The organism is Streptomyces parvus, from assembly GCF_014648875.1.
Taxonomy (GTDB): Bacteria; Actinomycetota; Actinomycetes; order Streptomycetales; family Streptomycetaceae; genus Streptomyces; species Streptomyces parvus.
In genome coordinates this window covers 631,190-643,592 of record NZ_BMRY01000003.1, presented here as the reverse complement: position 1 = coordinate 643,592, position 12,403 = coordinate 631,190, and the positions used below count along the sequence as shown (strand labels likewise).

Genomic DNA, 12,403 nt, shown 5'->3' with positions numbered 1-12,403 from the left:
CCCAACGCCGAAAGATCAGCGGAGTGATTCTGCTCGAATGCAGTAATGCGGCAGACGCATTACCGGGAAACCCTCAACGGACCCTGGACGAATCCCTGGACGAATCCCTCGACGGACCCTCGACGAAAAAGGCCCTGCTCAGCAGGGCCTGGAAAACCGAAACATCACGCCAACCGCACCGATGTGGGTGCGGGCACCGGCGTCCGCAGCCACAGACATGAGCGCGCCGGCCCCACGGCCGGACCGCGGTCGGGCCGTGGGGCCGGACTGCAGGCTTCAGGGGCGGCGCACGGCAGCCTCAGGCCCGGGCCGCAGCCTCAGAGCCGGGCTCGTGGCCCAAACGCCGGACCGCAGCCTCAGGGTCGTACCCGGACCACAGCCTCAGGGTCGTACCCGGACCGCAGCCTCAGGGTCGTACAACGGCGGCCTTGAAGGGCCTCAGGGCCGTACCGTGGCGTCGGCCGTCGGCCAGCTCATGCGGATCACTCCGCCACCCGCACCGGAACGGACCTCCACGTCGTCGACGAGGCCACTGATGACCGCGAGGCCCATCTCGTCCTCGCCCTCACCGTCGGCCTCGGAGTCGGCCCGCGCCGGGCCGGCTCCGGAGGCGTCGCCCGCCCCGGACTCGGCCGGATCGGCGCCGTGGCCGGGAACGCTGTCCCCGACCTCGATGGAGAACGCCTTCTCCTCCTCGGTCAGCGCGACGCTGACCGGCGCGGTGATGCCGTGACTGCGATGCAGCCCGACCGCGCGGCTGCACGCCTCACCGACGGCGAGCCTGACCTCGTCGAGCACCGCCTCGTCCACGCCGGCCCGGCGCGCCACGGCGGCCGCCACCAGGCGGGCCGTCCTGACATGTTCAGGCTGGGCGCTGAAGCGGAGTTCAACGGTGGCCATGCCATCCCCCTCGAACGTTCGGGCGTACGCCTCAGGGGCCCCGGGCGTGTCGCCCGGCACCCCTGCTCTCCTCCTCCGGAAGCCGACAAAGCCGACAGCCGACCCGAGGGTCGACCGCCTGCCCGTCGCGGCCCATGCGCTGCCGCTGCCGGCCTGTTCACTGCCTGCCGACCGGCCCGGGGGCCGGCCTGCCCCGACCTCAGTCGGTGGCGGCGACAGCCTCGTCGACCGTGGTGTGAATCGGGAACACCTTGGTCAGACCCGTGATCCGGAAGATCTTGAGAATGCGCTCCTGGTTGCAGACCAGGCGCAGCGAGCCCTCATGGGCCCGGACACGCTTCAGGCCGCCCACGAGCACGCCGAGGCCGGTGGAGTCGAGGAAGTCGACGCCTTCCATGTCGACAACCAAGTGGTAGCTGCCGTCATTCACCAACTCGACCAACTGCTCGCGCAGCTTGGGCGCGGTATACACATCAATCTCGCCACCGACCTCGACGACCGTACGGTCGCCACCAGGCCCGGAAACGTTGCGAGTCGACAGGGACAGGTCCACGGATCCTCCAGCACCTTGCTATCGAGCGGTCGCCCCTCGGTCTCCCCGACGGAGGCCAGGGGACGGATCGCCAGCCGCGATGGCATTCAATCACTTACCAGCAGGCATGCACGACGCCTTGGGACCATTGTCCGTCACGCCAGTGACACACTCGGTGCCGATGGCCAAGAATCACCGTCCCGGACGACCAGCCGAGAGCAGGGGCTCGCGCCCCTCTCCCGCCATGATCCTCGACCGGCTCGCCGCAGGGGCGGGCCGGGCCGCGCGCATCACTCATACGGAGCACCTGCCCCCGAGATCGGGAACCCATGCCATCTGGCCGGATCGTGTGCGGCCAGAAGTGATCTCGGCGATCGAAGGGGCCGGGATCGGCCATCCGTGGGCACATCAGGCGGCCGCGGCCGAGCACGCTCTGGACGGCGAATCGGTCGTGATCGCCACCGGCACGGCCTCCGGGAAGTCCCTCGCGTACCTCGCGCCGGTCCTCAGCACCCTCCTGGACGGTTCCGAGGCCCCCAACGGCCGCGGGACCACCGCCCTGTACCTCGCCCCCACCAAGGCTCTGGCAGCCGACCAGCGTCGCTCCGTGAAGGCGCTCGCCGCCCCGCTCGGCAACGCCGTCAGGCCCGCGGTCTACGACGGCGACACCCCGGTCGAGGAACGCGAGTGGGTACGGCAGTACGCCAACTACGTCCTGACCAACCCCGACATGCTGCACCGCGGCATCCTGCCCTCCCACCCCCGCTGGTCCTCGTTCCTGCGCGCCCTGCGGTTCGTCGTGATCGACGAGTGCCACACCTACCGGGGCGTCTTCGGCTCCCATGTCGCCCAGGTCCTGCGCCGTCTGCGCCGCCTGTGTGCCCGTTACGGGGCCGATCCGGTGTTCCTGCTCGCCTCGGCCACGGCGGCGGACCCCGCGGTCGCAGCCGGACGCCTGACGGGCCTGCCGGTCGTCGAGGTGTCCGACGACGCCTCCCCGCGCGGCGAGCTGGTCTTCGCCCTGTGGGAGCCCCCGCTGACCGACCTGCACGGCGAGAAGGGCGCCCCCGTACGCCGTACCGCGACGGCCGAGACAGCCGACCTGCTCACCGACCTGACCCTCCAGGGCGTCCGCTCGGTCGCCTTCGTACGCTCCCGGCGCGGCGCGGAACTGATCTCGGTGATCGCCAAGGAACGCCTCGCGGAGGTCGACCGCTCACTGCCGCAGCGGGTCGCCGCCTATCGCGGGGGCTACCTTCCCGAGGAACGCCGGGCCCTGGAGCGGGCGCTGCACTCCGGCGAACTGCTCGGTCTGGCGGCCACCACCGCCCTGGAACTCGGCATCGACGTCTCCGGCCTCGACTCGGTGGTCATCTGCGGTTACCCGGGCACGCGGGCCTCCCTCTGGCAGCAGGCGGGCCGCGCCGGCCGCTCGGGGCAGGGCGCCCTGGCCGTCCTCGTGGCCCGGGACGACCCGCTGGACACCTACCTGGTGCACCACCCGGAGGCGCTGTTCCGGCAGCCCGTCGAGTCGACGGTGCTGGACCCGGACAACCCCTACGTCCTGGCCCCCCACCTCTGCGCCGCAGCCGCCGAACTCCCCCTCACCGAAGCGGACATCGCCCTCTTCGGCCCCGCCGTGCCCGAACTGCTGCCGCAACTGGAGGCGGCGAAACTGCTGCGCAGACGGGCATCGGGCTGGCACTGGACCCGCCGCGAACGGGCCGCCGACCTCGCCGACATCCGAGGCGGAGGCGGTCGCCCCGTCCAGATCGTCGAGGAGGGCACCGGCCGGCTGCTGGGCACCGTCGACGCGGCCGCCGCGCACACGGCCGTCCACGAGGGAGCCGTCCACCTCCACCAGGGCCGGACCCATCTGGTCCGGAAACTGGACCTGGAGGACTCCGTGGCCCTCGTCGAGCAGGCCGAACCGCCGTATTCGACGGTCGCCCGCGACACCACCGCCATCACGGTCCTGGAGACCGACACCGAGATCCCCTGGGGCCAGGGGCGGCTCTGCTACGGCTCCGTCGAGGTCACCAATCAGGTCGTCTCCTTCCTCCGCCGCAAACTGATCACCGGGGAGGTCCTGGGCGAGACCAAGCTCGACCTGCCGCCCCGCACGCTGCGCACCCGCGCCGTCTGGTGGACGGTCACCGAGGACCAACTCGACGCCGCCCGCATCAACCCGGAAATCCTCGGCGGCGCCCTGCACGCCGCCGAACACGCCTCGATCGGGCTCCTTCCCCTCTTCGCCACCTGCGACCGCTGGGACATCGGCGGCGTCTCCGTACCGCTGCACCCGGACACCCTCCTGCCGACGGTCTTCGTGTACGACGGTCACCCCGGCGGAGCCGGATTCGCCGAGCGGGCCTTCCGCACCGCCCGTGCCTGGCTGACGGCGACCCGGGAGGCCATCGCCTCCTGCGAGTGCGAGGCGGGCTGCCCCTCCTGCATCCAGTCCCCCAAGTGCGGCAACGGCAACGAGCCCCTGCACAAGCGCGGAGCCGTACGGCTGCTCACCGAACTCCTCGAAGCCGCCCCCGCGGAACCGGAGGAACCGGCCACTCCGGAGGACTGAACCGACGAGGCGGAACCCGACGGACACCCCGACCGCCGCTGCCAGAACGTCAGGGCCCTGCACGCGGCTCACCCGCGGCCCCGACCGGGGAACCTGCCGGAGACCGGACCGGGTCATCGCTCGGAACCCCGGCCAAGGGATCAGCCCGATGCCCGCCACGCGGTTCTGCCGGAACATCGCCGGGGAGCTCTGCCGGAGCATCGCCGGAGGGATCTGCCGGAGACCGGGCCGGGGCATCGGTCGGAGCCCTGCCCGATGGACCGGCCGGAGGGCCGGCCCGGGCCCGGACGGTGGGCAGGTAGGGCCCGAATCCCGAGCGGACGGTCACATCGGCGACCTCCCCCTCCACCGCGCAGCGAACGACCACGGCGTCCTGCGCCAGGGCCACTCTCCGAGCCGCCTCGCACGCGGCCCCCGCCCCCTCCAACGCCCGGTCCGCAGCCGCGAGAGCCGCCAGGTCCGCGGCCCCGCCCGCGCGGTGGCGGGAAGCCACGGCCTGTCCCAGCGCGAGCACCACGGCGAACACTGTGCACAGGACGGCCACGGTGACAGCCGCCCACACGGTCGCCACGCCGCGGTCAGCGCCACCCCCCGACCCCCAGCTCCGGCCCCGGCTCAGCACGCCCCATCCCCAGCCCCGGGCCCTCCCCGCCCTCATGGCTCGACACCTCCCACCGTGTCCTCCGCCAAGGCAGCCGCCTCGGCGCTCAACGTCAGGGCCAGCACACCCGGCCCCCGGGTCGGCGCCTCCACCCGGACGCGCCACATGTCTCCCTCCCGGCCCATCTCGACCCGGGCCCCCTGCGGCGCCGCGTCACGCGCGGCGTCGACCACCGCCGCCTCCGGCTCCGTACGGGCCGCGGCCCGAGCCCCCACCCGCGCCGCGTCCACGCACCGGATCTGGTCCGCCGCGGCCATCAACGCCCAGAGCAGGGCCAAGACGAACGCCACCAGCACCGGGATCGCCACAGCCGCTTCCGCGGTCACCGCGCCCCGATCGCCGACCCGGCCACCGCCCCCGTCTCCGCCCGTGTCCAGGCCCCGGCGCAACCGCCGCACGCGGCCCCGGTCGAGGCACCGACAGAGACACCGGTCGAGGCACCGGGAAAGGCACCCGCCCCGCGCCCCGAACCGGGTCACCAGGCCGGGCCCCGACCTGATCTCAGAACTTCGCATCGAGCGCGTCCTCGACCAGTGACTGCAGCGCCGACAGCACCGGCCCGCTGTTCACCACCTTGTAGAGCACCGCCGCGAAGGCACACGCCGCGATCGTTCCCACCGCGTACTCGGAGGTGGTCATCCCCCGATCGGACCGGCCGAGCCGACCCGCCCACCACGCGGACCACTTCGCCCGCCGAGCCGGCGCCCCCGTGAACAGCCGTCCCCCGCGCAGAGCGCCGGCGGCCCGGTCCCAGAACTTCGTTTCCATTTCATCCCCCGATGAACATCGATGACGAGCGGGCGCCCGAACGGAACACCCTTGACTGACAGCGAAATTGAATGACCGGCAGAACGACCGGTCGGCATTCGTCGGCATCTGCCGACAGCCGTCGGCAACCGTCGGCCACGGACCGTGCACGGCCTCACCGGCCCGGTCCGCCGGCCGTGAGCAGGTCGCCGGCCAGGCCGATGATCACCGGCGCCACCCCGACCGCCAGGAAGGCGGGGAGGAAGCAGAGGCCGACCGGCGCGGTGATCAACACTCCGGCCCGTTGCGCCCGCGCCACCGCGCCGGCGGCTCGCTCGGCGCGTATCGATGCGGCAAGCCTGGCAATGGGATCCGCCGCCGGGGCTCCCGTCGAACCTGCCCGGTACAGACAGCGGGCCAGCGGGCCTGCGCCCGGTATCTCCCCGAACCGGCCCCACGAATCGGCAGGTTCGCCGCCGAGGCGGATCTCGACGGCGGTTCGGGCGAGCCGGTCCCCGACCGGGCCACCGATGGATCGGCCCACCTCCTCGGCCGCCTCCCGGGGGCCGGCCCCGACCGCGACACAGGCGGCCAGCAGATCCGCGGCCAGAGGGAGTTGCCCGGCGATCACGGCACGCTCCGAAGGGCTGTGACCGGGACGCCCACGGGGCCGGGTTCGCTGCCAAAGCCACGCCCCGTACGCCGCGGCTGCCCCGACCGCGCAGCCCAGCAGGCCGCCGACCAGGATCCATCCGGTCAGCCAGGCCCCGCCCGGAGCCGCCCACCGCCGCACGGCCTCGGAACGGCTCCGATCACCGCTCGACCGGAGCCGCTCGACCAGTCGGCCCCGCCTGCCGGACCGTGGGGCCGCGTCCGCCCCCATGAGCTGCGCACCTCGCCCGCGAACCGCTCGCTTCCGACATCGGGCAGCGATCACGGCTGCCACCTGCACCGCCGCCCCCAGCACCGCCGCCGACATCCCCAGGCTGTGGAGAACTTCTCCGCCCACCACGTTCACACCGCCTCCCCTCCCCGCACGATTCGGCGGGCCCAGCACAGCCCGGCCGCCTCCAGGAACGAGCCCACCGCCAGACAGGCCAGACCGCCCGGGGTGTGCAGCAGTACGCGCAAGGGCTCCGCGCCGAGGGCCGCGCCCAGCCCCAGACCCGCGACGGGGAGCAGCGCCAGGACCACGACCGTCGACCACGCCCCGGCCAACTGGGCGCGCAACTCCTCACGTCTCCGCCGGTCCTCCCGCAGCGCGGCCTCCAGGCGCTCCAGCCCGGCCGCCAGGCCCGCCCCGCCGTCCACGGCCACCCGCCAGCACGCGGCCATCCCGGACAGGCCGCCCATCCCCGGGCCCTCCGCCGCCTGCCGCAACGCGGCCGGCACATCGCCGCCGAACCGTGCCGCCGCCAGCACCGCGGCCTCCGCTTCTCCCAGCCTGCTGCCGGAGGCGGTCGGCGCCGCAGGTCCGTCCTCCGCGAGGCCTTCTCGCAGCGCGGCCGACAACGCCTGTCCCGGTTCACGTCCGGCCCGTAACTCCCCGACCACGGCTGCGCACAGTGCCTCGACCGCGATCGCGCCTCTCTCCGCCTCCCGCGCTCCGGTCCGCCTCCGCAGCCATCGGCGAACCAACGGGACCGCAACGACTCCCGCGACCAGCGGCAGCACCGAACTCCCCAGCAGCGCGAGCAGGACCGCGCCCGGGACGCACCACCACTCCCGACGCACCCGGGCCGTCTCTGTCACGCGCCCCCAGGCCTCGATCAGACGTGACCACCAGCCCCACGGCCGACGCGGCTCGGGTGGAGCGTCCACGAACAGCACCCGCGCCCGCCGCACGCCCGGGTCCCGCATCATCGCGAGCCACACCGCCGATCCCGCGCAGAGAGCCACCGCGTGGGCCGCGTACGCCGAGGTCACCGCTGTCGTCGCAGTCGCCGCCGCTGTCGTCGCGGTAACCGTCGCCATCGCCGTCACAGCGCACCGCCGATCAGCGACCGCAGCCGTTCCCAGCCCCGCTCCGGAACAAATCCACCGGCACCCCAGCTCAGGGCCGGGACCGTGAAGACGAGCCCCGCGGCATCCCGCTCCAGGACGTGCACCTCGGCGACCCGCCGTCGCCCCGCGCGATCCCGTACGAGATGGACGACCACAGAGAGCGCGGCCGCCAACTGGCTGTGCAGGGCGACCCGGTCGAGGCCGGCCGCGGTGCCCAGGGCCTCCAGTCGGGCGGGGACATGCTCGGCGGCGTTCGCGTGAACGGTGCCGCAGCCTCCCTCGTGTCCGGTGTTCAAGGCGGCCAGTAGTTGGGTGACCTCGGCGCCTCGAACCTCGCCGACCACCAGCCGGTCGGGCCGCATGCGCAGCGCCTGCCGCACCAGATCGCGCAAGGTCACGCGGCCCGCGCCCTCCTGATTGGCCGGGCGGGACTCCAGGCGGACCACATGCGGATGGTCCGGTCGGAGCTCGGCGGAGTCCTCGGCGAGCACGATCCGCTCGTTCGCTCCGACCGCGCCCAGCAGGCTGGAGAGAAGCGTCGTCTTGCCCGCTCCGGTGCCCCCGCTGATCACATAGGAGATCCGGGCTTCCACGAGAGCCCTCAGGATCCGGTCGCCGCCCGGCGGCACCGTGCCCGCGTCCACCAACTCCGCGAGCGAGAAGGCCCGCGGCCGTACCACGCGCAAGGAGAGGCAGGTCGAGGCGACGGCCACCGGGGGCAGTACCGCGTGCATCCGTGTGCCGTCGGGCAGTCGTGCGTCCACCCAGGGCCGTGCGTCGTCCAGCCGCCTGCCGGCCACCGCCGCGAGACGCTGGGCAAGCCTGCGGACAGCCGCCGCGTCCGGGAAGGTGACGCCCGTCAGTTGGAGCCCGCCGCCCCGGTCCACCCACACCCGGTCCGGTGCGGACACCAGCACATCGGTCACCTCCGGATCCGCGAGCAACGGCTCCAGCACGCCCGTGCCGACGAGTTCACCGCGCAACTCCGCTGCTGCTCCGAGCACCTCGGCATCGCCCAGCAGGCGCCCCTGGGCCCGCAGGGCGGCGGCCACTCCGGCCGGTGTGGGAGCGGCACCGCTGCGTGCCAGCCGCTGACGCACGGCGTCGAGCAGTTCGTCCGTCATGCCGTTCCTCCCCCGGGCGGGCCGGTCACGGGGCTCGTGTCCCCGGCAGCCGCCGCCTGGTCCCAGAAGGCCGCGCAGAACCGGGCCAACGAGCTCCGGGCGTTGCCGCCGGGCGGGGTGCCGTCGTCCTGGGAGTCCAGAAGGCCTGATTCCCAGGGAAGTTCGCCCACGAGCGGAAGGCCGATGGCCCGGGCGACCCAGCGCCCGTCCAGCCCTGACGCATACGGGCCCCGGGGCACCACGCGCAGGTCGTCCAGCACCATTCCCGCCGTGGACGCGACGCGCTTGGCCGCCGCCACCGCGCGCAGTTCGCCCGGCACCACGAGCAGCCCGAGATCGAGTTGGGCCAGGGCTTCGGCGACTCCTTCGTCGACCCGGCGCGGAAGGTCCACGACCACCACTCCACCGAGCCGGCGCGCGGCAGCGAGCACCGCCCGCATCGCCTGCGGCGGGATCACCACCTCGTCGTCGCGTCCCCAGCTCAGCACCCGCAGCCCGTGGAGCGCGGGCAGCGAGTCCTCCAGGGCTCCGCCCCCGAGCCGCCCCTTCGACTGCGCGAAATCCGGCCACCGCAGGCCCTCGGCCCGTTCGCCGCCGAGCAGGACGTCGATGCCGCCTCCCAGCGGGTCGGCGTCGATCAGCATCGTCCGCCGGCCGGACCTCGCCGCACTTACGGCAAGGGCACAGGCCAGCGTCGATGCGCCGGAGCCGCCCCGGCCGCCCAGCACGCCGACCGTGAGCGCGGGCCGTCCCACGCCCTCGGCGGCGTTGGCGATCTGGTCGACGAGCCAGCCCTCGGAGTCGGGCAGCCGCAGCACGTACTCGGCTCCGATCTCCACCGCCCGCCGCCATACGTCCGGGTCGTCCTGGTCCCGGCCGACCAGCATCACCCCCTTCCTCCGTTCGGCGCCCCGGCATCGCGCGGCGGCGTCGTCGCCCACCAGCACCATCGGAGCCCGCTCCCAGCTGCCCCGACGCCCGGGCGGCCCGTGATGGACCTCCGGCTCGGCGCCGGCCGCCGCGCACAGCCGCAGCAGGTCGTCGAGCAGCTCCACGTCCTCCGTCACGATCAGCGGGCCTCCGCGCCGCCCGCCGACGACCGCCGCCTCTTCTCCTGCGAGGGATCCAGCCACGATCTCCGCCCCCTTCTCACTGCCCCTTCAGTGCGGTTCGCGGTGTTCTCGGGCGTTCCGAGATGCGCGATTCCGGCACCCGCGGACTTCGCGGGTGGAATCAACGTGCAGCACCACGGAAAAACATGTGGATCTTGACGAAAAACTGTGGACAACCCCCGGGTTGTGAATAACTTCGTCACCCATACCAGCGACTTCCGGAGTGCAGCCCCTTGGCTACACACTGTGACGAGACGAGTCGCAAGAAGGCCGGCTCACACGATCAGGCCGACGACGGCCAGATGGGAGACATAAGGTGGCTTCCACCCCTAAAACGCGTCCGGACATGCGACGACCCCCGCCGGGGGGGAGAGCGGGGGTCGTCCCCACGGCCGACTCGGGGGGGGAGGAGTCGGACCGGGTTAGCACGGTCGCGAACGATCCGTGACTTCCATGGTGTACCCGAGGCCCTTCTCAGGCAAACCCACGCGCCGGAGTTTACGCCGAATGGTGGGCCCCTATGCTCAGCGTTGTGGAAAACTGCTTCTCGCCGCGCACAGCAGCCTTCTTTGACCTGGACAAGACGGTCATTGCGAAGTCTTCGACGCTGACCTTCAGCAAGTCCTTCTACCAAGGCGGACTGATCAACCGCCGCGCCGTACTGCGCACCGCGTACACACAGTTCGTGTTCCTCGCCGGGGGCGCCGATCACGACCAGATGGAGCGGATGCGCGAATACCTCTCCGCCCTCTGCAAGGGGTGGAACGTCCAGCAGGTCAAGGAGATCGTCGCCGAGACCCTGCACGACCTGATCGACCCGATCATCTACGACGAGGCCGCCACCCTCATCGAGGAACACCACACGGCAGGACGCGACGTGGTCATCGTCTCGACCTCCGGTGCCGAAGTCGTCGAACCCATCGGCGAACTGCTCGGTGCCGACCGGGTCGTCGCAACGCGCATGGTCGTCGGCGACGACGGCTGCTTCACGGGAGAGATCGAGTACTACGCCTACGGCCCCACCAAGGCCGAAGCCGTGAGGGCGCTCGCAGTCTCGGAGGGGTACGACCTTTCGCGCTGCTACGCCTACAGCGACTCGGCGACCGACGTACCCATGCTGGAGTCGGTCGGCCACCCGCACGCGGTCAACCCCGACCGCGCGCTGCGCCGCGAAGCGACCCTTCGCGAGTGGCCGATTCTCGTCTTCAACCGCCCGGTCCGACTCAAGCAGCGCCTGCCCGCCTTCTCGATGCCGCCGCGCCCCGCCCTCGTGGCGGCGGCCGCAGTCGGCGCGGCGGCCGTCACCGCCGGGCTGGTCTGGTACGCCAGCCGCCGCCGCACCACCGGCGCCGCCCTGCCCGGGTGAAGCATGCCCCAGCCGGAAACACCCGCCCGATTCGCCCTTGATTGAACCCAAAAGTAAAGAAGCGGGTCCAGGGGTTTCCGTTCCTCTGGTCCTGGAGTACAAAGGACATAACGGCCCGCGAGACCAAGGACATCCGCGAGGATGACCTGTTGTACGCAGGACGGCCCCACGGACCGCGCACGAAAGCCGAGCACCCACGCGACGTCGACCCGTCGAATACGGGCCAGCCGCACCAGGTGACGGGCAAAGCACCCGACCTGATGGGCAATTTACGAGGACGCTTGGTAACTGGGCCGACGTGCCAGCGGCGGTACCGCACTCCGGTACCGCCGCAACCCTTTGCACCGGGCCATCGCTTCCAGGCCGCCCCCGCACCATCCCCCCGTCGGGCTGGTCTGCCGCCCTCGCATCCGGCCACCGTCCCGGGCCGCACCATCACTCCAGGCCCGAGGGACCTCCCCCGCACCGGACCACCATCCACGACCGAGCCATCACCCTCGACCCGGGACGCCTCCTCCCACCGGGCTGTCGCCGGAACCTCAGGCGGCGCCCCGCTGGAGTGCCTCGCACACCGCGGTCGACTCGCGTACGCCCAGCTCGATCGAGCGCCCGCAATGGGTGATCCAGGCGGCCATGCCCTCGGGGGTTCCGGCCGTGTAGCCCTCGAACGCCGCTACATAGGCCGCCCGGCCCTGTTCCGCGTGCCCCACCTCGGCCGGGCAGATCGACTTCGGGTCCAGCCCGCTGCCGATCAGCACGATGCGCTCGGCCGTCCGGGCCACCAGGCCGTTGTGCGAGCCGAACGGGCGCAGCGCCAGCAGTTCACCGTGCACCACGGCCGCCGTGACCAGGGCGGGGGCACTACCGCCCGCGATGATCAGCCGCGAGAGCCCTTCGAGTCGTCCGGCGACTTCCTCGGCCCCGGGAACCGGCGCCTCGATCAGCGGCTCGTCGACGGCCTCGCCCGCCAGCCGGGGGCGCCCCACCGCGTCGTCGGGGGTCGCCCCGCCGGCTGCCACCAGATGCAACCGGGCCAGCACCCGCAGCGGCGACTGGCGCCAGATGGAAAGGAGTTGCCCCGCTTCCGCGGTGAGCCGTAGCGCCGCACCGACGGTGCGCGCCTCGTCCTCTCCGCTGAAGTCGGTGCGCCGACGGACCTCTTCGAGGTTCCAGTCGGCACCGGCCAGCGCGGCCGAACCACGAGAGCCCCGCAGTGCGGCTTCGGCCGTGACCTCATTGCTGCGGCGCCGCATGACGCGGTGACCGTAGACCCGGTCGACGGCCTTGCGCACGGAGTCCACGGCTTCGGGCACGCCGGGCAGGGAACCGAGCGCGGCAAGCGGGTCTGAGGCAGTCGTACTCATAAGTAGCGAGGC

General features: G+C 72.6%; 12 protein-coding genes. 2 read left to right on the top strand and 10 right to left on the bottom strand.

Going from position 1 to position 12,403, the window contains the following annotated elements; all coding sequences use genetic code 11:
* Positions 1 to 438 precede the first annotated feature (438 nt).
* Complete coding sequence (locus IE140_RS13280; protein ID WP_150192933.1) at positions 439 to 900, bottom strand: ATP-binding protein; 462 nt, start codon at positions 898 to 900, stop codon at positions 439 to 441.
* Between the two features lie 199 nt (positions 901 to 1,099).
* Positions 1,100 to 1,453: an STAS domain-containing protein gene (locus IE140_RS13275; RefSeq protein WP_003967428.1), complete on the bottom strand. Its 354-nt coding sequence runs from the start codon at positions 1,451 to 1,453 to the stop codon at positions 1,100 to 1,102.
* A gap of 79 nt (positions 1,454 to 1,532) precedes the next feature.
* On the opposite strand from IE140_RS13275, the gene sftH reads away from it, so the two are divergent.
* Positions 1,533 to 4,013, top strand: coding sequence for a DEAD/DEAH box helicase (gene sftH, locus IE140_RS13270; RefSeq protein ID WP_150192934.1), 2,481 nt, complete (start codon positions 1,533 to 1,535; stop codon positions 4,011 to 4,013).
* A 49-nt stretch (positions 4,014 to 4,062) separates the two neighbouring features.
* Here the strand turns inward: sftH and IE140_RS13265 are convergent, their stop codons facing one another.
* The 7 genes from IE140_RS13265 to ssd all read right to left on the bottom strand — a co-directional run bounded on the left by IE140_RS13265 (position 4,063) and on the right by ssd (position 9,682).
* Complete coding sequence (locus IE140_RS13265; protein WP_189460391.1) at positions 4,063 to 4,671, bottom strand: Rv3654c family TadE-like protein; 609 nt, start codon at positions 4,669 to 4,671, stop codon at positions 4,063 to 4,065.
* Positions 4,668 to 5,072, bottom strand: coding sequence for a TadE family type IV pilus minor pilin (locus IE140_RS13260; RefSeq protein ID WP_229826770.1), 405 nt, complete (start codon positions 5,070 to 5,072; stop codon positions 4,668 to 4,670). The genes IE140_RS13265 and IE140_RS13260 overlap by 4 nt, the downstream gene beginning before the upstream one ends.
* 103 nt (positions 5,073 to 5,175) lie before the next feature.
* Positions 5,176 to 5,442 carry a DUF4244 domain-containing protein gene (locus IE140_RS13255; protein WP_093444267.1) on the bottom strand — a complete coding sequence of 89 codons (267 nt, stop codon included), beginning with the start codon at positions 5,440 to 5,442 and terminating at the stop codon, positions 5,176 to 5,178.
* 154 nt (positions 5,443 to 5,596) lie between these two features.
* Entirely contained in the window at positions 5,597 to 6,400 is an 804-nt protein-coding gene (locus tag IE140_RS13250; protein ID WP_167533506.1) for a type II secretion system F family protein, read from the bottom strand.
* Between the two features lie 35 nt (positions 6,401 to 6,435).
* Positions 6,436 to 7,395, bottom strand: a complete 960-nt coding sequence (locus tag IE140_RS13245; protein WP_189460388.1) for a type II secretion system F family protein — start codon at positions 7,393 to 7,395, stop codon at positions 6,436 to 6,438.
* Positions 7,396 to 7,400: 5 nt separating this feature from the next.
* The gene (locus IE140_RS13240; RefSeq protein WP_093444264.1) at positions 7,401 to 8,549 is read right to left on the bottom strand and encodes a TadA family conjugal transfer-associated ATPase; all 1,149 of its coding nucleotides are present in this window, start codon (positions 8,547 to 8,549) and stop codon (positions 7,401 to 7,403) included.
* Positions 8,546 to 9,682, bottom strand: coding sequence for a septum site-determining protein Ssd (gene ssd, locus IE140_RS13235; RefSeq protein WP_093444263.1), 1,137 nt, complete (start codon positions 9,680 to 9,682; stop codon positions 8,546 to 8,548). The genes IE140_RS13240 and ssd overlap by 4 nt, the downstream gene beginning before the upstream one ends.
* A gap of 499 nt (positions 9,683 to 10,181) precedes the next feature.
* On the opposite strand from ssd, the gene IE140_RS13230 reads away from it, so the two are divergent.
* A complete protein-coding gene (locus tag IE140_RS13230) occupies positions 10,182 to 11,027 on the top strand; it encodes an HAD family hydrolase (RefSeq protein ID WP_150195645.1) in 846 nt (281 codons plus the stop codon).
* A 539-nt stretch (positions 11,028 to 11,566) separates the two neighbouring features.
* On the opposite strand, the gene IE140_RS13225 is transcribed toward IE140_RS13230, so the two are convergent.
* The gene (locus tag IE140_RS13225; protein ID WP_093444262.1) at positions 11,567 to 12,391 is read right to left on the bottom strand and encodes a Fic family protein; all 825 of its coding nucleotides are present in this window, start codon (positions 12,389 to 12,391) and stop codon (positions 11,567 to 11,569) included.
* Positions 12,392 to 12,403: the final 12 nt, after the last annotated feature.

Excerpts from the sequence above, each read along its gene's own strand:
- IE140_RS13280 (WP_150192933.1), bottom strand. The coding sequence starts at position 900 with ATGGCCACCGTTGAACTCCGCTTCAGCGCCCAGCCTGAACATGTCAGG.
- sftH (WP_150192934.1), top strand. The coding sequence starts at position 1,533 with ATGGCATTCAATCACTTACCAGCAGGCATGCACGACGCCTTGGGACCA.
- IE140_RS13265 (WP_189460391.1), bottom strand. The coding sequence starts at position 4,671 with ATGAGGGCGGGGAGGGCCCGGGGCTGGGGATGGGGCGTGCTGAGCCGG.
- IE140_RS13255 (WP_093444267.1), bottom strand. The coding sequence starts at position 5,442 with ATGGAAACGAAGTTCTGGGACCGGGCCGCCGGCGCTCTGCGCGGGGGA.
- IE140_RS13250 (WP_167533506.1), bottom strand. The coding sequence starts at position 6,400 with ATGTCGGCGGCGGTGCTGGGGGCGGCGGTGCAGGTGGCAGCCGTGATC.
- IE140_RS13245 (WP_189460388.1), bottom strand. The coding sequence starts at position 7,395 with ATGGCGACGGTTACCGCGACGACAGCGGCGGCGACTGCGACGACAGCG.
- IE140_RS13240 (WP_093444264.1), bottom strand. The coding sequence starts at position 8,549 with ATGACGGACGAACTGCTCGACGCCGTGCGTCAGCGGCTGGCACGCAGC.
- IE140_RS13230 (WP_150195645.1), top strand. The coding sequence starts at position 10,182 with ATGCTCAGCGTTGTGGAAAACTGCTTCTCGCCGCGCACAGCAGCCTTC.
- IE140_RS13225 (WP_093444262.1), bottom strand. The coding sequence starts at position 12,391 with ATGAGTACGACTGCCTCAGACCCGCTTGCCGCGCTCGGTTCCCTGCCC.